This window comes from Vibrio sp. V10_P2A27P122 (assembly GCF_963874335.1).
Taxonomy (GTDB): Bacteria; Pseudomonadota; Gammaproteobacteria; order Enterobacterales; family Vibrionaceae; genus Vibrio; species Vibrio anguillarum.
The window spans coordinates 1-20,616 of the sequence record NZ_CAWNHY010000210.1; the positions used below are offsets into that span (position 1 = coordinate 1).

The 20,616-nt window shown below is 45.8% G+C and carries 21 protein-coding genes; 13 read left to right on the forward strand and 8 right to left on the reverse strand.

All coding sequences use genetic code 11. From position 1 onward, the window contains the following. The 8 genes from AACQ17_RS08815 to btuD all read left to right on the forward strand — a co-directional run. A partial coding sequence (locus AACQ17_RS08815) for a C80 family cysteine peptidase (protein WP_240507676.1) occupies positions 1–3,604 on the forward strand: 3,604 nt, incomplete at its 5' end. A gap of 192 nt (positions 3,605–3,796) precedes the next feature. Next, positions 3,797–4,825 carry a nicotinate-nucleotide--dimethylbenzimidazole phosphoribosyltransferase gene (gene cobT, locus AACQ17_RS08820; RefSeq protein WP_013856642.1) on the forward strand — a complete coding sequence of 343 codons (1,029 nt, stop codon included), beginning with the start codon at positions 3,797–3,799 and terminating at the stop codon, positions 4,823–4,825. Then, entirely contained in the window at positions 4,825–5,625 is an 801-nt protein-coding gene (locus AACQ17_RS08825) for an adenosylcobinamide-GDP ribazoletransferase (protein ID WP_013856643.1), read from the forward strand. The genes cobT and AACQ17_RS08825 overlap by 1 nt, the downstream gene beginning before the upstream one ends. Further along, entirely contained in the window at positions 5,625–6,224 is a 600-nt protein-coding gene (cobU, locus tag AACQ17_RS08830) for a bifunctional adenosylcobinamide kinase/adenosylcobinamide-phosphate guanylyltransferase (RefSeq protein ID WP_094147659.1), read from the forward strand. Before AACQ17_RS08825 ends, cobU begins: the two co-directional genes overlap by 1 nt. Beyond that, positions 6,221–6,823, forward strand: a complete 603-nt coding sequence (locus AACQ17_RS08835; RefSeq protein ID WP_094147660.1) for a histidine phosphatase family protein — start codon at positions 6,221–6,223, stop codon at positions 6,821–6,823. Before cobU ends, AACQ17_RS08835 begins: the two co-directional genes overlap by 4 nt. Positions 6,824–7,045: 222 nt before the next feature. After that, the gene (locus AACQ17_RS08840) at positions 7,046–8,074 is read left to right on the forward strand and encodes a succinylglutamate desuccinylase (RefSeq protein ID WP_094147661.1); all 1,029 of its coding nucleotides are present in this window, start codon (positions 7,046–7,048) and stop codon (positions 8,072–8,074) included. Between the two features lie 140 nt (positions 8,075–8,214). After that, entirely contained in the window at positions 8,215–9,210 is a 996-nt protein-coding gene (gene btuC, locus AACQ17_RS08845; RefSeq protein WP_166538048.1) for a vitamin B12 ABC transporter permease BtuC, read from the forward strand. Continuing rightward, positions 9,197–9,952 carry a vitamin B12 ABC transporter ATP-binding protein BtuD gene (gene btuD, locus AACQ17_RS08850; protein ID WP_017044830.1) on the forward strand — a complete coding sequence of 252 codons (756 nt, stop codon included), beginning with the start codon at positions 9,197–9,199 and terminating at the stop codon, positions 9,950–9,952. The genes btuC and btuD overlap by 14 nt, the downstream gene beginning before the upstream one ends. Before the next feature lie 228 nt (positions 9,953–10,180). On the opposite strand, the gene AACQ17_RS08855 is transcribed toward btuD, so the two are convergent. The 3 genes from AACQ17_RS08855 to AACQ17_RS08865 all read right to left on the reverse strand — a co-directional run bounded on the left by AACQ17_RS08855 (position 10,181) and on the right by AACQ17_RS08865 (position 12,736). Then, complete coding sequence (locus AACQ17_RS08855) at positions 10,181–10,756, reverse strand: nucleoside triphosphate pyrophosphohydrolase family protein (RefSeq protein WP_010318603.1); 576 nt, start codon at positions 10,754–10,756, stop codon at positions 10,181–10,183. 129 nt (positions 10,757–10,885) lie between these two features. Next, entirely contained in the window at positions 10,886–11,452 is a 567-nt protein-coding gene (locus AACQ17_RS08860; RefSeq protein WP_094147005.1) for a DUF1415 domain-containing protein, read from the reverse strand. Positions 11,453–11,521: 69 nt separating this feature from the next. Further along, a complete protein-coding gene (locus AACQ17_RS08865; RefSeq protein ID WP_094147006.1) occupies positions 11,522–12,736 on the reverse strand; it encodes an MFS transporter in 1,215 nt (404 codons plus the stop codon). A gap of 154 nt (positions 12,737–12,890) precedes the next feature. On the opposite strand from AACQ17_RS08865, the gene AACQ17_RS08870 reads away from it, so the two are divergent. Beyond that, positions 12,891–13,760: a LysR family transcriptional regulator gene (locus AACQ17_RS08870; RefSeq protein WP_026027359.1), complete on the forward strand. Its 870-nt coding sequence runs from the start codon at positions 12,891–12,893 to the stop codon at positions 13,758–13,760. Between the two features lie 23 nt (positions 13,761–13,783). On the opposite strand, the gene AACQ17_RS08875 is transcribed toward AACQ17_RS08870, so the two are convergent. Beyond that, positions 13,784–14,011 carry a glutaredoxin family protein gene (locus tag AACQ17_RS08875; protein WP_010318599.1) on the reverse strand — a complete coding sequence of 76 codons (228 nt, stop codon included), beginning with the start codon at positions 14,009–14,011 and terminating at the stop codon, positions 13,784–13,786. Between the two features lie 165 nt (positions 14,012–14,176). Between AACQ17_RS08875 and AACQ17_RS08880 the strand changes: the two genes are divergently transcribed. From AACQ17_RS08880 to AACQ17_RS08890, 3 genes are all read left to right on the forward strand, one after another. Continuing rightward, the gene (locus AACQ17_RS08880; RefSeq protein ID WP_010318598.1) at positions 14,177–14,680 is read left to right on the forward strand and encodes a M48 metallopeptidase family protein; all 504 of its coding nucleotides are present in this window, start codon (positions 14,177–14,179) and stop codon (positions 14,678–14,680) included. After that, entirely contained in the window at positions 14,680–15,714 is a 1,035-nt protein-coding gene (gene rlmF, locus AACQ17_RS08885; RefSeq protein WP_094147742.1) for a 23S rRNA (adenine(1618)-N(6))-methyltransferase RlmF, read from the forward strand. Before AACQ17_RS08880 ends, rlmF begins: the two co-directional genes overlap by 1 nt. 62 nt (positions 15,715–15,776) lie before the next feature. Beyond that, the gene (locus AACQ17_RS08890; RefSeq protein WP_013856654.1) at positions 15,777–15,998 is read left to right on the forward strand and encodes a hypothetical protein; all 222 of its coding nucleotides are present in this window, start codon (positions 15,777–15,779) and stop codon (positions 15,996–15,998) included. A 22-nt stretch (positions 15,999–16,020) separates the two neighbouring features. Here AACQ17_RS08890 and pilW read toward each other — a convergent pair whose 3' ends face one another. Beyond that, the gene (pilW, locus tag AACQ17_RS08895) at positions 16,021–16,734 is read right to left on the reverse strand and encodes a type IV pilus biogenesis/stability protein PilW (protein ID WP_094147743.1); all 714 of its coding nucleotides are present in this window, start codon (positions 16,732–16,734) and stop codon (positions 16,021–16,023) included. A 145-nt stretch (positions 16,735–16,879) separates the two neighbouring features. Continuing rightward, the gene (metA, locus tag AACQ17_RS08900; protein ID WP_013856656.1) at positions 16,880–17,821 is read right to left on the reverse strand and encodes a homoserine O-acetyltransferase MetA; all 942 of its coding nucleotides are present in this window, start codon (positions 17,819–17,821) and stop codon (positions 16,880–16,882) included. A 137-nt stretch (positions 17,822–17,958) separates the two neighbouring features. Here metA and AACQ17_RS08905 point away from each other — a divergent pair, with 137 nt between their 5' ends. Continuing rightward, positions 17,959–18,333 (forward strand): ATP-binding protein, encoded by a 375-nt coding sequence (locus AACQ17_RS08905; protein WP_026028306.1) that lies wholly within the window; start codon positions 17,959–17,961, stop codon positions 18,331–18,333. A 4-nt stretch (positions 18,334–18,337) separates the two neighbouring features. Here AACQ17_RS08905 and AACQ17_RS08910 read toward each other — a convergent pair whose 3' ends face one another. Together AACQ17_RS08910 and AACQ17_RS08915 are read right to left on the reverse strand one after the other, a co-directional pair. Beyond that, the gene (locus tag AACQ17_RS08910) at positions 18,338–19,474 is read right to left on the reverse strand and encodes an ABC transporter permease (RefSeq protein WP_013856658.1); all 1,137 of its coding nucleotides are present in this window, start codon (positions 19,472–19,474) and stop codon (positions 18,338–18,340) included. Then, positions 19,467–20,615 carry an ABC transporter permease gene (locus tag AACQ17_RS08915; protein ID WP_094167665.1) on the reverse strand — a complete coding sequence of 383 codons (1,149 nt, stop codon included), beginning with the start codon at positions 20,613–20,615 and terminating at the stop codon, positions 19,467–19,469. Before AACQ17_RS08915 ends, AACQ17_RS08910 begins: the two co-directional genes overlap by 8 nt. Position 20,616: the final 1 nt, after the last annotated feature.

Genomic DNA, 20,616 nt, shown 5'->3' on the forward strand with positions numbered 1-20,616 from the left:
ACTATATGCAGCTCATCTCATTATGGATAAGTACAATTTTCAAGGTGAAGTGGAGCTTCTGAAACTGAAAGGTTCGGGTGATCATGTATTTGTCCGAGTTGGTGGGACATCAGATTCTGCAAAAATTATTGACCCTTGGACTGGTCAGCATTTTGCCCATAGCCAGATTAAAACTTTCCTTTACAACCCGAAAGAGAAAAAAGTAGAAGTCCATCGTTCTTTTGATAACCTTAAAGCGCTATTTAAGAACCTACATCTTACCAGCCTGAATTCTCTAACCAAGGTGCAGAATCACAACGTAGAAAACTGGGAAAATGTTGTCGTCATCCCAATAGCGGACGGCGGTGAAACGCGCTTTGACGGCCAAGTGATTGTTCAAATGGAAAACGATTCAGTAGTTGCAAAAGCGGCGGCAAATCTAGCTGGCAAGCATCCTGAAAACAGTGTGGTCGTTCAGCTCGATTCTGAGGGGAATTATCGCGTGGTGTATGGTGACCCATCGAAACTGGATGGAAAGCTGCGCTGGCAATTGGTTGGCCATGGGCGTGATGATTCAGAACACAACAACAGTCGCTTAAGTGGCTACAGTGCCGATGAACTTGCAGTGAAATTGGCAAAGTTCCAGCAGGCATTCGGCCAAGCGGAAAATATCAGCAACAAGCCTGACCATATCAGTATTGTCGGTTGCTCTTTAGTGAGTGATGACAAGCAGAAAGGCTTTGGCCATCAATTTATCAATGCCATGGATGCCAATGGTCTTCGCGTGGATGTGTCTGTTCGCAACTCTGATGTAGCGGTAGACACAACAGGGCGCAAACATACTCAAGATGCCAATGGAAATTGGGTAAAAAAGGCTGCAAACAATAAAGTCTCACTGACTTGGAATACGCAAGGCGAAGTTACCGCACGTGACGAGATCATTCGTAACGGTGTGGCGGAAGGGGATATCCACCTTGCTCGTGTTGGTGCGAGTGATGTTAATGAGCCAGCACGTGGTGCCATCGGCGACAACAGTGAGGTGTTTGAAGCACCTGAAAAGCGTAAAACGGAAACGGATACTACGGCATCGGCGGGCAGTGACAATAAGCTCAGCTACTCGGGCAATATTCAGGTCAACGTCGGTGATGGTGAGTTCACCGCAGTTAACTGGGGTACGTCAAATGTTGGTATTAAAGTGGGTACGGGAGGCTTTAAGTCGCTGGCCTTTGGTGACAACAATGTCATGGTTCATATTGGTAATGGTGACAGCAAACATAGTGTCGACATCGCTGGTTATCAGGCGCTTGAAGGTGCTCAAATGTTTATGGGTAACCGCAACGTAAGTTTCAATATGGGTCGCAGTAATGACCTTATCGTGATGATGGATAAGTCGATCCCGACACCGCCACTGGTCAATCCATTTGATGGTGCATCACGTATTTCAGGAGTATTACAAAGCATCGCACAATCAGGAAAGGGTGCCGATTGGTTAACGGCTCAAGAACAGCAGTGGACACTCTCTGGTGCGAAAAAATTTGTCAAAGAGATGTCTGGTCTCGATCAAACCAGCAGTGTTGACTACAGCAGTTTGGTTGATTTGGACTCTCAGAATGAGCGCAGCAGCCGCGGCTTGAAGTCTGACGCTGAAGCAACGTTGAATAAAAAGTACAACCAGTGGTTAAGTGGCAATAGCAATCATGATACTGGCAAGATGAGCCGCGCGGATAAGTTCCGTCAAATGAACGAGAAGTTGGCCTTTAACTTCGCGGTCGGTGGCCAAGGAGCCGATATTCAGGTCACCACGGGCAACTGGAACTTTATGTTCGGAGACAACATCCAAGCGATTTTGGATACCAATCTCGGTTCATTGTTTGGCGTGTTAACCCAGCAATTCTCAGCAACGGGAATGGCTCAAACGACCTTTACCTATAATCCGCAAGACTTGCCTCGTCAGCTTAAGAATAAGCTGCTGGGTAAATTTGCTGAGGTCGGTGCAGAGACGACTTTAGGTGATATCTTCGGTGTCAATTACACCGCTGATGGCAAAATAGTCTCTCGTACCGATGAAGCGGTAGATGGCGTTGCCATTTTAAAAGAGATGCTAGAAGTGATTGGCGAGTTTGGTGGTGAGCAGCTCAGCGCATTTACTGACCCAGAAAAATTGCTAGATAGCCTCAAAGCGGGAATCGATATGGGGGCTGATGGCCTTCAATCCTTTGCTGAAAGTCATGGACTGAAAGAGAAAGCACCAGAGGAAAACGATACAGCGCAAGTGACTCTCAATGGCGCGCCTGCGGCAACGGAAAACGTATCAGCCACTGTTGAAGAAACCAAACCAGAGCGCGCATTTGGTTTTAATGCGCTCAATTTGCCCAATTTATTTGCCACCATGTTTAGCAAAGATAAGCAGGCAGAGATGGCATCATTGGTCAGTAATCTGAAGCAGAATCTCACCGCCGATTTGCTCAATATGAAGGATAAAACGTTTGATTTCCTTCGTAACAGTGGGCATTTGCAAGGGGATGGCGATATGAACGTTTCTCTGGGTAATTACAACTTCAACTGGGGTGGTGACGGTAAAGATCTCGGCGCTTATCTAGGCGACAATAATAACTTCTGGGGAGGACGTGGAGACGATGTGTTCTACGCAACGGGAGTCTCCAATATTTTCACCGGCGGTGAAGGCCACGATATGGGCGTTTTAATGGGTCGCGAGAACATGATGTTCGGCGGTGATGGTAATGATACGGCAGTTGTGGCCGGACGCATTAACCACGTCTTTATGGGCGCGGGTGATGATCAATCCTTTGTCTTTGGCGAAGGTGGTGAGATCACCATGGGGTCAGGTAATGACTATGCGGTCACTTCAGGTAACTTCAACCGTGTGGACATGGGAGACGATCAAGACTTTGCTGTAACCATCGGTAATAACAACCAACTTGATCTTGGTGCAGGCAATGACTTTGCGAGAGTCTTTGGCAATCACAACCGAATTGATGCTGGCCAAGGAAACGATGAAGTCAAACTGATGGGTTACCATGCTTCGATTAATACTGGCGAGGGCGAGGATTACTTAATTGCCGCCGCCATCTCAAAATTCAGCACATTAAACGGTGGTGAAGGTAGCGATGTCATGGTGCTTGGGGGTTACCAAAATACGTTCAAAGGCAGTGCTGGCGTAGACAGTTTTGTAGTCAGTGGTGAGGTGATCGATAACGTGGTTGAAGATATTCGCCAAGGTGAAAACATCATCTTCAACGGTATTGATTGGAACCGTTTATGGTTTGAGCGTAGTGGTTACGATCTGAAAATCTCTATGGCACGCCATACTGATACCTCTTCCGATCAAACGCTATTTGATGCGTTAGGTTGTGTGACTTTCAATGATTATTTTGCAAATAATCGAGCCAAACTTATTATCGGTTTAGGTGAAAAAGACGCTCAAGGTGAGCAGGAATATACCTGTTTGACTGATAATGCGTTAGACAACCTCATTCAAGCGATGAGTTCCTTCGCGCCTAAGGTGGGAGAAAGCAACTTTATGGATGGATTAGCTTCTCAGCCTCAGCAAGCGATTATGGCCGCATGGTCGGATGTGAATACCGGGAAGTTTAGCTTGTCGTAATCATGTCTTTCATGGGTTAAAACCAGCCTTTGTAGGCGTGTCTGCTTGACAATAGCGCCCATATAAACCTAAAAACGCCTCCTGATTTTGTAGAAAACAGGGGGTGTTTTTTTAGGCTTAAACTGGCAAAACCTAGCCGATACTAGCGAATACGAGTAAACTCTTCTCTTTTCATGGAAGAGCCCAGAAGCAATGTTAAAACAAGATCATAGCCAAGCAATACAGCAAAGAATCGATCAAAAAACTAAACCGTTGGGAGCGCTGGGCCAACTTGAGTCATTAGCACACCAGCTCGCCTTAATCCAAAGTCAAAATCAGCCTCAGCCCACTCAGCAGATCACCATTCATAAGCCTACAGTATTGGTCTTTGCTGGCGATCACGGCATTGCAGATGAAGGCATTAGCATTGCGCCAAGCGCGGTGACTCAGCAAATGGTGCTTAACTTTCTGGCGGGTGGTGCGGCCATCAACTGTTTTTGTCGCAGCAATCAAGTCGAGATGAAAGTAATAGATTGCGGGATTTTACTCCCTGTAGAAAGCGACAATCCGCACTTTCTTGTGCAGCGCTTAGGTAGCCTAACGGAGAACTTTGCTCGCCAAGCGGCGATGTCTGTAGAGCAAGTGAAGCAAGGGCTACTGCTAGGCAATCATGCCGTGCAGCAGGTGATCCGTGCGGGGTCCAATATGGTGATGTTTGGTGAAATGGGCATTGGCAATACCAGTAGTGCTTCTGCGATATTAGCGGCACTTTCTAAACATTCTGTTGAACAGTGTGTTGGTTACGGCACTGGCATTTCAACACAGCAATATCAGAAAAAAATACAGTTGGTGAAGCAAGGCGTAACACGCTGCCGTGGTTTGGATCCAGAAACGGTCCTTGCGGAAGTAGGCGGCTTTGAAATTGTGCAAATGGTCGGAGCATTTTTAGGCGCTTACCAGCAGCAAACGCCGATTCTGGTGGATGGATTTATCGTCACGGTAGCCGCGTATGTGGCCACTCTTATTGAACCAGATTGCCGCGAGTTGATGATTTTTGCTCATCAGTCCCATGAATCGGGCCATCAACGCGTACTGGAACTGTTAAACGCGACACCACTGCTTAATTTAGGGTTGAGGTTGGGTGAGGGAACGGGTGCTGTATTAGCGGTACCTTTGGTCAAAGCGGCCGCCGAGTTCTACAACACCATGGCCAGTTTTGCCGACGCAGGAGTGACAGTGTAATGCTGCGCGTTTTCGCTTATCAATTAGAGCTGTTCTGGTTGGCGTTGAGTTTTTTCTCGCGCCTTCCTATTCCTAACAATACGCCCTATTGCAGTGAACGAATGAACCGATCTGGGCGCTATTTTTCCTTGGTTGGTCTATTACTCGGAGCGATCTGCGGTGCCATCTACAGTGTGCTGATCCTGATTTTACCAAACGAGGTAAGCATCGCACTGACGATGGTGGTTAGTTTGCTATTAACAGGGGCGTTTCATGAAGATGGCTTAACTGACATGGCGGACGGCATTGGCGGAGGAATGACGGCTGAGCGCCGTTTGAGCATCATGAAAGATAGCCGCATTGGCACTTATGGTGCGGCCAGTTTAGTGATGGCGCTACTGTGTAAGTTTCTCTTTTTAGAGGCGCTACTTGGTTATGGCAACGTATTAATGGTGTGGGTACTAGGCTACAGTTTTAGCCGTGCGATAGCGGCATCGTTGATTTTCGACATGCCGTATGTAAGCGATCTCGATAGCAGCAAAAGTAAGCCGCTAGCCAATAAACAAACCCTTCCAGAGCTCATTTTTCTACTGCTGTGCGGCTTAGCGCCTGCGTTATGGTTTGGTTGGCAGGTAAGCTTAAGTTTGGTATTGGTTGCTGTAGTTTTTCGTATTTTCTTCAAAGCTTGGTTGATGGCGCGTATTGGTGGCTTCACGGGTGATTGCCTTGGCGCTGCACAACAGATTATGGAACTGCTGATCTATCTGCTGCTTATTGTATTCGCTGGGTTGGGTTATTTGAGCATGGGAATGATTGAATAATGGTGCATTTGATTTTGGGTGGCGCGCGTAGCGGTAAGTCTTGTTTCGCTGAACAGGCCGCAAAGCAAGAACACCAAGCCCTGCTAATGCGGCTGCCGCAGGCTCAGCTTAACTATGTTGCCACCGCGATTGCGTTTGATGATGAAATGCAGGCAAGGATTGCTCACCATCAGCAGCAAAGAACGTCGGAATGGCAAGAGCACGAATGCCCTGAACAACTACCTGAGTTAATTGCCACTTTTTCGGCACATGATGTGGTATTGGTGGACTGCTTAACGCTGTGGCTGAATAACGTTATCTACAACCATGGCCAGCAAGCTCACGAAGCGGAGATAAAAAAGCGAGTCGAACAACTCTGTTTTGCCGTTGAGCAAACGCCCGCCACTTTGGTTATCGTCGCTAACGAAGTGGGCCTTGGCGTGATCCCGATGGGGGAGATTTCGCGCTTATTTGTCGATAACGCGGGCTGGCTTAACCAAGCGCTAGCCAAGTTAGCAACCCGAGTGAGCTTTATTGCGGCGGGCTTACCGATTGTTTTAAAAGACATCGCTTTAAAAAACACTGCTCTAAACGACATCGCTTTAAAAGGCTCACAATGATCAATCTCTATTTGATGCGCCACGGTAAAACCGTCGGTCGGCCTGCGCTCAATGGTAAAACAGATGTGCTCGTTGAAGCGCATCGGCAAGAGCAGATCGCTCACACTTTGCTGAGATCCCCTTACTCCTTCTCAAACATCATTACTTCGCCGCTACGCCGTTGCCATGATTTAGCGCAACAACTGGTTTTACAGCAGCCGAAATTGGATTACCAAATTGAGCCTGATTTCCAAGAAATGGATTTTGGTGACGTCGATGGCGTAGCCTTTGATGAGCTGCAATCGATGTGGCCAGTAGTGGAAACTTTGTGGACCAATCCGGCCCAACATCAACTACCGAATGCAGAAAACTTGGCCGATTTTCATCAGCGTGTAACTCGTGCTTGGGAGGCTCAGATTAAAGAGATTAAGCAAGACACTTTAATCATCGCTCATGGTGGAACAATCAGAATGATACTTGCCTATGTTCTAGGCACTGACTGGCAAAACCGCCATTGGTATAGTGTGTTGAATATCGACTATCAATCATTAACTCATATCCAAATAGGAAAAGATAACGCTGAGAATGTGAGTGTGAAGAGCATCGGAATTCAAATTTAGCACCGGGTGAGCATGCAGTAGAGTATGGAGTAACTATCAGATTTAATGATAGAATTCCCGGCAATTAACGCCGGCCTCTGGTTAAGCGTATTTTGTATAAGGTATTGAGACGATCGTTGATGAGTTAAGTTTACCCTTATCCATCTTGATAAGTGGGATCGCCTCAACATAAATTGCTTCTACAATTCATTAACATACCGCTGTGCAATAAAGGAGTAACGCATGACGAAGTCCCTTTTCCGCCAATCTTTCCTATTTGATAGTTTGGATTTAGACCAAAAAATGGTCACTGGCGAAATCAAAACGGCAGCTGGTATTACGCTTAAAGTGCTCTCGCGTGGAGTGCTCGAAGTGATTCCCGCTCATCTCAACGATGAGAGTAAGCACATCATTATTTCTTGCGGTATTCATGGTGACGAAACTGCGCCAATGGAATTAGTAAATAAGCTGGTGGATGATATTCAGTCAGGTTTTCAAGCGGTCCAACACCGCTGCTTATTTATTGTGGCTCATCCTCAGGCGACGAATCAACATACCCGTTTCGTGCAAGAAAATTTGAACCGTTTATTTGATGATAAAAAGGGCAATACCTCCCTAGAAAGAGAGATTGCACAGCATCTCAAACAGACAGTGAAAGACTTTTTCGAACACACTGCTGAGCAAAACCGGTGGCATCTTGATTTGCACTGTGCGATTCGTCACTCCAAACATTATTCGTTTGCCGTCAGCCCCAAATCTCGCCATCCTGTCCGCAGCCGCGCGCTGATGGCATTGATTGAAAGTGCGCATATCGAAGCGGTGCTGCTTTCAAATTCACCCTCGAGTACCTTCAGTTGGTACAGTGCAGAGAATTTTGCCGCGCAAGCTTTAACGCTTGAGCTGGGGCAAGTCGCACCTCTTGGTCAAAACAACCTAGAGCGATTAGTCGCGTTTGACTTAGCCATGCGCGATTTGGTAGCCAATGCGACACCTGAACACTTGCCAAGAAAGCCAACCATTTATCGTGTCAGCCGTACCATCGTCCGTTTGCATGACGATTTTGATTTCATGTTTGATGATAACGTCGAAAACTTCACCGCGTTTAAACATGGTGAGGTATTTGGTCATGATGGTGAAAAGCCACTCATGGCGAAAAATGAAGATGAAGCGATCGTATTTCCTAACCGAAAAGTGGCATTAGGCCAGCGCGCCGCGTTAATGGTGTGCAAAGTGGCGACACGCTATGAAGACGATCAATTGGTATACGATTAACCGATGGTACTTTTTGGCTTGTTAATCTTTTGACCTGTTAACAAGGTTAACAGGCGATTGCTTTGGTATATCACTTTCTATTTAAATGGCTTAACGGTAAGGTTAGGCCATTATTGTTTCTCTTACTTACATATAAGCGCATGACGTTCAATCAGTTACTCTTAAAAAAACAGCGTCGCTGGCATTACGCCCTCTACGCTATGCTGGCATTGTTGATTACGATGAGTGCGTTTTATTTGATGGTGGGTGAACTCTTTATCAGCCCATTTCACACTTGGTCACCACTGGAATGGCAGTTAGTGACTGAACTTCGTGCTCCTCGTCTGCTCTCTGCCGTCATCATTGGTGCTTCACTAGCCGTATCAGGCGCGGCGCTGCAAGTGCTATTAGGGAATGTTTTGGCAGAGCCGGGCGTGCTTGGTATTTCTGGTGGCGCCAGTGTGGCGATGGTAGTGGTGCTGTTTTTCTTCCCTGCCTTGGCCTCACCTGAAATTTTCATGCTTTGTGCCGTAGCCGGTGCGATGGTGTTTACTCTTTTACTGGTCAGCATGGCTAAAGTGATGCGTTTAAGCACAACTCGCTTACTGTTGGTCGGTGTGGCGCTGGGTATTTTATCTGGTGCTGTGGTGACATGGGCGTTTTATTTCAGTAATGATCTCAGTTTAAGGCAACTGGTTTACTGGTTGATGGGCAGTATTGGTGGTGCAAGCTGGTATCAACATACGCTTTCATTAGCTGCGCTTCCGGTGATCATCTGGCTTGCTCTGCAAGGAAAAACGTTAGACAAACTGATGTTGGGCGAAACTCATGCAAAGCAGTTAGGTGTGGATGTGCATCGACTACGTTGGAAATTGATTTTTTCCGTGTCGCTGCTGGTAGGAGCTGCGGTGGCATTGGGCGGTGTGATCAGTTTTGTTGGGTTGGTTGTTCCGCATTTATTGCGCTTGGCGTTTGGTTCTGAAAACCGCTACCTTTTACCTATGTCGGCTCTGTTCGGCGCACTCTTACTGGTTTGCGCGGATACCGTTGCCAGAACGGCGCTTAATGCTGCTGAGCTTCCACTTGGTGTCGTCACTACCACCATTGGTGCGCCGATTTTTATTTGGATGTTGTTGAAAAACCATGATTCACGTTAATAGCCTGCAGGTTTCATCACGCTTATTACCACTCTCTTTTACCTGCCAAGCGGGAGAGGTGCTGCATGTTATTGGGCCTAATGGCAGCGGAAAAAGCACTTTACTCTCGGCGTTAGCTGGCGTGACAGAGAGCCAAGGTGAGGTCTACATTGGTGATCTTCAGCTTTCAAGCGCATCGTTAGAGGCGCTGTCACTGCACCGAGCTTATCTGTCGCAAAACGACAAGCCTGTTTTTAATGTCGATGTTTATCAATATCTTGCCTTAGCGATCCCCAGTTGCGCCGATTTACATTCTCAGGCTGTTAATCAAGCCGTGGTTCATCTCACTCAACGATTGAATATTCAAGACAAATTGCATCGTTCCATTCACCAACTGTCAGGCGGCGAATGGCAACGTGTCCGCTTGGCCGGTATTTGTTTGCAAATTTGGCCAACCTTAAACCCTTACGCGCAGTTATTGATATTAGATGAACCTGCGGCGCCTCTTGATATTGCTCAAGAAGGGTTGCTTTATCGTTTGATTGAAGAGGTTGCACAGCAAGGGATAGCGGTAGTGATGGCCAATCACGATCTCAATCGAACATTGCGCCATGCCGATCGCGCTCTGTTACTGCAAGATGGCGTATTGCAAAGTTCCGGCTCGGTTGAACAAGTATTAGAGAGCCAAGCGTTAAGTGCAGCGTTTCAGACTCAGGTGAAGCAGGTTGTTGTTGAAGGAAAGCCTTACCTTATCTTTGATTAAAAGCACAACTGTCGTGCAGTCAGCACACTTTTAGCGCATTAATGTGCTGAAGATAGAATGATAAAAATAGTAAGTCTATTAAAAACAAATAGTTAGGTTTTATGTGAAAGTTGGCACGCCAATCGCATTAATAGAATCGATACATTCTCGTTCTTGTTAGGCTTTTTATAAGTCTCTTAACCATCTTGCTCCCACAAGGTGGTTTTTTTTATCTGAGTCTTTGCAAGGTTATTGCGTCAATGAAGCAAGGTCAGCAGGACGGTAATAGACTGATTTAAGCACTTTACCTTGGCGAATCGTTTTGCCTTCAGAGACAAAATCTTGTGCACATTTAGCAATAATGTAGTCGCCTTTTTGTACGGCCATCAGCTCAATACCTTGTTCAGCATAGTAGGCTTGGGTATCGGCATACTCTTTTTCATTGCGACACACTTTACTCATGTTCGAGCTGTGTACTTCATCCCAGCATGGAATAAATTCGATGCCACGATTTACGGCAACATTGAGCAGAAGATCAATCAAATAGCTGATCGCTAAGTTGTCACTCACTTGGCTATGTCCAAGGTGGACTAAACGACCCATCAAAACATATACAGTATCGATGATCGCATCCGCTTGTTCTGTTTTATTGTCAGCTTCAGCAAGTTCAGTCAACTCTTCAATCGCGAGCGAAGTATGCAACGTGTCAGCTTTATCGTTTAAGCTGCTGGCATCAGCAACGGGGAGATCAAAGGTGCTACGAAACTCGGTAATATCGCGGTAAAGATGATCGTAAATCTCTTGAGTAAGCTTGGATAAATGCATTATCTCGGTCCATTGGTTTGGTTAACAGGGATTGTGACGCGTAGTAACAAACTGATAGTAAGAAAATGGATAGTAACAAACTGATGGCAAAGCTGCGACCCATGCCATCAGTTTGGTCAAAGAACAGAGTTACTTATTGAGAAACAAATAAGGAAACAGTTGGCGGCGTTCTTGGTCACTTAGAGCACTAACACGAGCGATATTGGTATCGGGAATCGCTTCTGGGTTAGGGTAGTGTTTGAGTACTTTTTCCATGCTCTCTTCGCGAATAAGATGGAAAATCGGGTACGGCGAACGGTTAGTTAGGTTTTCGTCATCTTCGGGGCGTGTGCCGCCAAAACAGTAGTGAGGGTGAAAGGTAGCGACTTGGAAGATGCCTTGCCAATCTTGTTGCGTAATTAATGCTTCGACCCAATCGATAAAAAAGTTGTACTCAAAAAAATCTTCGAGCATGTTTGGCACTACCACTAAGGTAGTCTCAAGAGACTGTGCCGAGCTGCCTTCTAACTCTAGCAATTGTTGCAAAATGTCTTGCAGCAACTGTTCTTCAGTAACGGCTTCACTGACGAAAATTTTGATCTGCTGGTTACGTTGTGGTTTTGCGGCGAAAGGGCAGAGATTTAAGCCAATCACCACATCGTTAAGCCACTGTTCGACTTCAGTTGTGATGGCGGTTTTATTTATCGTTACGCTCATAGTGCTTATTAAAACAGTCAATTTGGCGCAAGCATAACATGAGTCTTTTGATAAAGTGAGTGGATAACACTACTTGATCAATTCATGCAGCGGTTTGCGGTACGCAAGGGCGCGGTCATCATGGCGCAATTTCCAACAGAGAAAAAACATCGCCACATACAACACCATTCCACCCGATACCACCACCGCCCAACCGCCATTTTGCCAGCAATAGAGTAGGAAAAACCCGCCGAGGCTGCCACCCACATAATAATGAACCAAATACAGAGCGGTCGCGGTTGCTTTTGCGCTGCTGGCCTTTTGGCTCACCCATGAGTAGGCAAGCGTATGAGTAAAAAACGCGCCGAAACTGATCAGCATTAAACCGATCAGCATAAACGGGATTGATTCAACCAAGGCTAGCCACATCCCCGATAAACTGAGCAAGGCTCCCAACATCATGCCCGAAATGGCATTGTAGCGTTTTGTCCAGTTGGCGGTCAGTTTCGAGCTGAGTGTTCCCGCCAAATAACATAGGAAGATCAATGATGCTAAGCCAATCGGTAGCGAGTAGGGTTCGGCGACAAGCCGAAAGCCCATCACTGAGTAGAGATTAACAAACAGCGCGAAGTTAGTACCACCAATCAGCATCGCTAGCCACAGTGTGCGGTTAGAAAGATGTTTTACCAGCGCACGGTTGTGGTGAAAGAACAAGCCTCGTTGCGGCGTGAAATTGCGTTGAATGGGCAGTAACCACAGCACAATGATGGCGCATACGAAAGTGAGTATGGCAATCACAATCACGGCTTGTTGCCAGCCAAAGGCATCGGTCAATATACCGCCTAAAATTCGGCCACTAATGCCACCTAATGAATTCGCAGCAATATAGCCGCCAATCGCTTGGCTAAATGCTTGAGGCGAAAGCTCCTCAGCCATGTAAGCCACGGCAACCGAAGCAAAGGCGGCCAATGCGACACCCATTAGTGCACGTGTTAAAACCAGCACCCATAGCTGTTGGCTGATCAACATTAAGCTGCCGATTAATGGCATCATGAATAGCCCTAATAACATCACTTTGCGGCGGCCAAAGGATTCAGAGCTGATTGCCCAAGGGACTAAACTGACGGAGAGTGCGAGGGTTGATGCGGCAAATAACCAGTTAATTTGGGTTTCTGAAACCGCAAAATGCGTAGCAAGGTAGGGCAACATTGGCTGAAAAAGATAGAGATTACAAAAGACTAAGAACGAGCCGAGCGCAAGTCCCCAAGTGACTTTTCGGTATTCTTTACTGCCAATTTCGATCATGATTACGCTTCACTTACGTTATGTATCTGTGATCACAGTAGCAGTGGCTTGGTGATTAATAAAATATATTAAAAATATCGTCGTGATATATAAAATATATCCAAACCTCGTTGGACGAACCTCGCTTCGTTTGATTCTGTGGAACCATAAAGCTATGGATACTCGCCATCTAAAACATTTTTCGGCTGTAGTTCAATGCGGCAGCTTTACTTTGGCTGCCCAGCAATTGCACATTGCGCAGCCAGCGCTTAGCATTTCGATTAAAAAATTTGAGCAGCAATTAGGGGTTGTTTTGCTAAAAAGAGATGAGCGAAAAGTGACGCTGACCCATGAAGGGCAAGTGTTATATGAACACGCCACTCGTATTTTGCAGCAACTTGAAGATGCACAATTGGCGATGGATGAGCTTAAAGGGCTCGTCAAAGGCGAAGTGAGGCTCGGCGCGCCGAGCATGATGGGATCCTATTTCTTTCCAGAAATTGTAATGGCTTTTAAAAGTCACTTTCCCTTGCTAAAAATGACGGTGATAGAAGCGGGAACTCAGTCGATTAGAAAAATGTTGCTCAGTGGTGAGCTAGATATTGGTGTGATCCTCAATCATGATCTTCCTCCGGATTTAGAGGTTGATCCCCTCTTATCATCGCAAATGGTGGCGGTAGTGGGGAAAGAACATGAGTTAGCACAACGAGAATCGATAGATTTTAAGACCTTTTTTGAGCATGAATTGGTAATGTTTAAGCCCGGTTATTTCCACCGCGACTTCATTGATAAAGTGTGTAAAGAGCATAAGCTCAGCGCACATTTCTCTTTTGAAACCAATCTGTTGCCAATGATTTTAAGTATTGTCAAACATGAGTACGCAGTGACTGCGTTATTAGAGCTTGTAACGGAGCATGAACCGGATGTACGAGCGATCCCTTTTGAACCGCCAGTCTGGTTAGATTTAGCCCTCGCATGGCGCAAAGAGGGCTATTTGTCTAATGCCGACCGTACTTTTATTGAATTTGTGAAACAGTATGTGTGAAAGGGGCGATGTGTATCGTTCGATTAACTTTGATAGATTTTTTCAAAGTTGTTTGGGTTCCAGCCAATCATAATTCGATCACCAATTTTTAAAGCCGGTACACTGCGCGCGCCGATCGCATCCAGTTCCTTCCGGCCGCGTTGCATTTTTGCGTTACATAAGCGGTAGGGGATCTGTTTGGCGTCAAGATAGCGCTGAGCATCTTTACAGTGCGGGCATTTATCTTTGACGTAGAGCACAATACGTTTCATCCAATTCACTCATTAACCGAACATAAAGGGCGGCAAGTTTACCCACCGAGGCGCTGAGTTTCAACTCTCTCGGATGCGAAGCCTTGCTCCTTATGATTGGAAAGATGAAACACAGGCTTGATTCAGTTACACTTAGCGCCTTTTTTATGAGTCAGTTGCTGGGCTATGCATCCATCTTTTCGTTACATACAAAACTATCCGCCTCATCTCGTTTCACAAGTTGAACAGTTGATCACGGCCGGTAAATTCGTTAGCTGGTTTGAGCAACGCTACCCACAGCGCCATTCGATTCAAAGTGAAAAAGCGTTGTTTAACTACGCGATTGATCTCAAAAATCAATACATGAAGAAAACGGCGCCGATCAGTAAAGTGGTGTACGACAATAAAATCCACATTATCAATAACGCACTAGGGTTGCACAGTTATGTTGCCAAAGTGCATGGTGGGAAAATCAAATCTAAAAATGAGATCCGCATAGCGAGCATGTTTAAAGAAGCACCGGAGCCGCTGTTGCGCATGCTAGTGGTACATGAGCTGGCTCACATCAAAGAGAAAGAGCACAACAAGGCTTTTTATCAACTGTGTTGCCATATGGAACCGAATTATCATCAGCTCGAGTTTGATGCACGATTGTTTATGATGTATCTCGATTTAAAAGAGGAGCAGTAATGTCAGCCAAAGCGAAGTCGCAGAAAAGCCAACCTGAAGCGAGCCATAAAAAACCTGCGTTAAAAGCAAAGCAGGGGTTACATCCTCGTAATCAGCATCAAGGACAATACGATTTCCCCGCGCTGATTAATACACTGCCTGCTTTGAAGCCCTTTGTTATTCGCAACCCGAGTGGTGAACCGAGCATCAATTTCTCCGATGCGATGGCGGTGAAAATGCTCAACAAAGCGTTATTGGCACATCATTATCATGTGACCCATTGGGATATTCCCGCTGGGTATTTGTGCCCGCCGATCCCCGGTCGAGCTGATTATATTCATCGCGTGGCCGATTTGCTGCTAGATGAGTGCTCAGCAATCAAGCATGAAAAGGTTCAAGCACTTGATATTGGGGTCGGAGCGAACTGTATTTATCCGATAGTGGGTGTGGCAGAGTACGGCTGGCACTATGTTGGTAGCGATATTGATCCTATCTCTATTAGATCCGCCAATCTGGTGGTTAATAGCAACGCTTCACTCAATGGACGTATTGAATGCCGTTTGCAGAGCGATGCAAAACACATTTTTAAGCAGATTATCCAAGAAAATGAGCGTTACGATCTCACCACGTGCAACCCGCCTTTTCATGCATCACAACTACAGGCGCAGCAAGGCAGCGAACGTAAGTTGAAAAATTTACAGCGTAATCGAGTCAAAAAAGGTCAAGAAATTGTGGGGCAAGACGCTAACAGAAGTAAGGCGGTCACGCTCAACTTTGGTGGACAAAAAGCTGAGTTATGGTGCCCCGGTGGTGAAGCTGCCTTTATTAAAAACATGGCCTTTGAAAGTCAACACTACGCTCAGCAAGTGCTGTGGTTCACCACATTGATCTCTAAAAAAGAGAATGTACGTTGGATGCAAAAACAGTTAGATAAAGTGGGTGCTGCAGTGGTGAAGGTTGTTGAAATGCAACAAGGGCAAAAAGTGAGTCGATTCATCGCATGGAGTTTCCAAAATGACAGCCAACGCAAACAATGGTTAGCGGCAAAGTGCTAGGCTGACTTCGTTGATTGACTATATTGGTCAGTGAGTTGAGATAGCAATAGAAGGAGTAAGGTATGGACTTTGACCTTTATTTACCTTGCCAACCTGACTGGATCTGCCAGCCCTTCGCTTATCTGTTTGCTTTGCTTGCGATGATTGGGCTTGGGTTTTTTATTCGTATTATCTATCGCGAATATCAAAAAATTCAGCGCGCTCAGAAAGTCAGACGTCTTCGCCGTATCCACTATCGTGATCGTCCTGGTGGCAAAGACGGTAGACCCACCAATATCAAATAACCCTTGCCCTAGTAATACGATGTTAGGAAAAGGTATCGAGCGCCGCTTGATATTTTTTCTCTAACGCTTTATTTCCTGCCTTTTTCTCTAACTCTACCAATAATTGAAGCGATGTTTTTTGGTTACCGTAGCGCTGATTAAATTGCATCAAGCGGATGCGAGCTTGCGTGTATTGTTGAGCGTCAATTTCTAATTTAGCTAATTGCAGCAATGAACGAGCTCGATTAGGGTCATGGTCTAATGTTTTTGCAAAATAGTAGTGCGCTTGTTCTTTATCGCCAGATTTTAACGCGCAAAAGGCTGCGTTCTCATAGCTTGCTGGGACAAGGTAATAATAGGGTTGAGCAATGGCGCGGTTAAAATATTCATCGGCTTTTTGATATTCGCCCTGCTTGCACAAAAATGTGCCGTAGTTATTGAGAATATTGCCGTTTTTGGGATGAGCGCGAAGCGCGGTTTGATAGGTTTTACGTGCGGCCTCTGCTTCACCGACAGTTTCGTAGTAGTGAGCCATCGCAAGTTGCGAGCGATAGTAAGTCGGCGCATGTTGTGTGGCTTTTTCTAGGTTCTCACGCGCTTTGCTCATGTTGCCATTTTCTAAATAGCCTAGGCCGAGCGCAATGCGAGATTCGGCCATTTCAACCGGATCCGCTTTTACTTCAGGCTCACCTTTTTCGTTCACGGTGACACAGGCCGATAACGTGAACATTATCAATATCATCAGTACTTTTTTCATTATCTGCAGCTCCTAAATCGCTTAGACGCATGATAAGGAAATCAGAAGATCGAGGGGGAAAGAGGAGAGAAGAATGCGAGTCAGTATGCACTATGTTTGATGAAAACCTGAACACCTCATTACTGAGATGATCAGGCATGAAACACTAATCGTCTTTGGTAAATTTATCTTCGCTAAAGTGTTCAAGGTCGTAAGGTGTTTGTTGGTAAACACAGTAGTTTAACCAGTTTGCAAACAGCAAGTGACCGTGGCTTCGCCAGCTGGCGACTGGCTTATTATCTGGGTTGTCATTGGGGTAGTAGTTGACTGGGATTGCGGGTTCCATCCCTTCACCTAAATCTCGAATATATTCACCATGCAGTGTATGTGCGTCGTACTCAGGGTGACCTGTGACAAACACGTTACGTTTGTCTTTGGTTGAGGCTAAGTACACACCCGCCACATCAGAGGTGGCGAGAATATCTAAATTCGTATGTTCGGCTAAGTATTCTGGTGAGAAATCAGCATAACGAGAATGGGGCGCTAAAAAGGTGTCGTCAAAGCCGCGTAATATCGGATGAAAGGGATGGTGGATTTCATGATGATAAACGCCCGATAATTTTTCTTTGCGAGTTCGTTTGGGCAGATTGTAGAGCAGTTTTAGCCCCGCTTGCGCTGCCCAGCAAACGTAGAGTGTGGAAGTGACGTGATTTTTAGCCCATTCCATCACGCTTTTTAAGTGTTCCCAATAAATCACATCTTCAAATTGAACCAACCCCAAAGGCGCTCCAGTGATGATGAGCCCGTCGAAGTTGCGATTTTTTACCATCTCAAATTGACGGTAAAAGTTCTCCAAATGCTCAGTGGGGGTATTTTTACTTGGGCGCTCATCAATTCTCAGTAATTCAATATCCACTTGCAGCGGAGTATTGGATAACAGGCGCAAAAACTGAGTCTCGGTTTCGATTTTCTTCGGCATTAAATTCAAAATCAAAACTTTCAGTGGACGGATGCCCTGTGTGGCGGCACGTGTTTCTGACATCACGAAAATGTTCTCATGACGCAGTACATCACCGGCAGGCAGTTGGTCGGGGATCTTAATCGGCACAGCTTTCTCCCTAAGCTATTTTTGGACGTCTATACTGCCGAACTTAACTCAATCAAAACCAGATGTCGATAGCAAAATGAATCTTGCTGTGAAATTGGTTACTATTGGATATCCGTTTACTTATCTGTTGGATACACATGGCGCTAACCTTAACTTTGATCAGGGGATTACCCGGCTCAGGCAAAAGCACCTTAGCAAGGACGCTACATGCAAAGCATTTTGAAGCGGATATGTATTTTATCAATGAGAAAGGCAACTATTGTTATCAGCCAGATAAAATCGAGCAAGCTCATCGGTGGTGTCAACAGCAAGTGGAGCGCTGTTTAGCGCAAGGTGAGGACGTTGTTGTGGCGAATACTTTTGTTCGACAGTGGGAGATGCGAGCTTACCGACAGTTGGCTAAACGTTACCATGCAACCTTAGTGATTAATGTTTGTCGTGCGCAGTACCAGAATGTTCATGGTATCGATGATGCCACTGTTGAGCGTATGCGTCAGCAGTGGCAGGAATGATTAATTAACGCTTCCGCTGGAGTTGGTAAAAGGCAAGGGCTCCCCAACCAAACACTTGCACCCACAAGATCCCCCACTGAGTGCTGATTTGATCCCATGATGCGCCCATTTGGTTCAAACTGAGAAAACTCTGAATGGCAGGCGTACTTGGAAAGAGGTTGGATATCCAAATGATAGGGCGTGGAATTGCTTCTAACGGCCAAATAAAACCAGCTGAAAAAATCAGTGGCATTGAGCTGATTAATACCACTAACGTCACCAATTCTCGCCGCGGTGTAACTGAACCAAGCCAAATGCCGCATAGGCAAGAGGCCAGTAAGAAAGGCAGTAGAAGTAGCAATAAATGCCCCGCACTGGCGAGGGTGTTGACACCATGTGAGGTAAAACTGGCACCAAAGTAGTACATGCTGAGTAGATAATAAACAGCAACAAGGACAATGCTGCGTACCAATATTAATCGTAGCGGTGTGGTATGGCTCCAGTAGCCATTTCCGTGCTTTTGTGTTCCGCCCATTAATCCTGCCGCCATGATCATGGTTTGTTGTAAGATCAAAACAAACACCGCTGGGACAACGTAATCAACATAACCCATGCGTGGGTTAAAGGTCGGTTTTAGGTTGATGCTTGTGGCGGAATAGTGCTGAGCGGCCAGAGAAAGCGGTTCTCCTTCCATCACTAAACGTGACACTTTACTTTTCGCGGCTAAGGTTCCACCAGCTTGCGATAAGCCCTCAACGATGGTGCCGTACACTAGAAAGTAAGAGGCATCGCCAGCGTAGGCCAGTGTTGGACTTTTTCCAAGTAGTAGGTCTTTATAAAAATGTTCAGGAATCACTAAAATACCGCTAACTTTGCGGTTAAGAAAAGCCTGCTTGGCATCTTCAATGGTACTGTCTCGTTGAATCACTTTGACTTGTGGCGTTGCGTCAACCATGCGTTCTAGTTGGTAACTGGCTTGGCTTTTATCGAGATTGACAATCGAGAGTGTCTGCTCGCGTGGAGTTTGCTGCGTATAAGGCAAAGGGTATAAAAAGGAGTAAAAAACCACGCCACCAAAGACAGTCAACAGCACCACAGGGTTAGTGAATAGCGCTTTTAGCTCTGCTTTAAGTAGAGCAATGAATCGCGTAGTTTCAGTCATGGTTGATTAGCTCGGCTTGCTTGTGTTTACGGATAAGAATCAAAGTGAGCAGCAGCGGCAATGCATAGCCCAGCATTGGCACTAAATACTTAAGTGATGACAGCAATTCAGCGTTATAACTCACTTGGCTTACTTGCACTTCAATGTAGTGACTCACTGGTAGCAGGCTTCGCCACCACTGCGCTAGAGTATTCATATCCGTCACTGGGAACGTAATGCCCATAAACGCAAAACTTGGTGCGGTAAAAGCGCCAGCAAAACTCATTGCTCTTGCCGGATCGAGTGTTAGAAAGAAAAAGAGTGCGCCCATGATCATACAGGCGAGCGTCATTGCAAGTTGTGCGATAATCAATAGAGCAAAACTGCCGTGCATTGGCCACATTAATATTTGATAAAACCAGATTAAAAAACCAATCCCTTGCAACATAAAAATCGGCAGATAACGCATCAATGTTAGCGTTAAAATTCGTAATGGCTTTTCTCCAAGCCACGTTTGCAAACCAAAGTGACGATGGTTTGCTGCCAAAATCATAATGGTACTGACCACGACCACGATTTGCCAAAGAGCGGGTATAACCGCCGAGACTAAAAATTGCGCATAGTTTGTATTGAGATTAAACAGGGGCGTAATCTGTGTTCTGATTGGTACGGCTCGCCCCATCGCACTCAATGTGGTTTGTTGGCTAGTCGCTAGGTTTTTTACGACATCCACTTGGGCATTGAACGTACTTTGTGCTTGAACAATAGCAGAGTTGATCAATCGTCCAACCAAAATGTATTGGCTATTGAAGAAGGTCGATACTTGTGGCTGCTCACCACGAAATATTGATTTATCAAATTGATACGGAATGACAACGTACGCATAAATGTCACTTTCAATTAACGCAGTTTTGGCTTGATTGACATCTTGGAACTGGTGCGTGACTGCCATAGTCGAGGTTGCATCGAAATCTCTTATCAATTGACGTGACAATTGGCTGTGAGACAAATCGACCACGCCAATCGGCAGATCGCGCACTATCCCTTGTGAGAAAATCCACCAAATACTGAATGCCAATACTATTGGTATCCAGCTTAGGCTAGACAATAGCCAAGGGTCATGGCGCAGCAGAGGCCATTGAGGGCGAACCTGAATCGACATA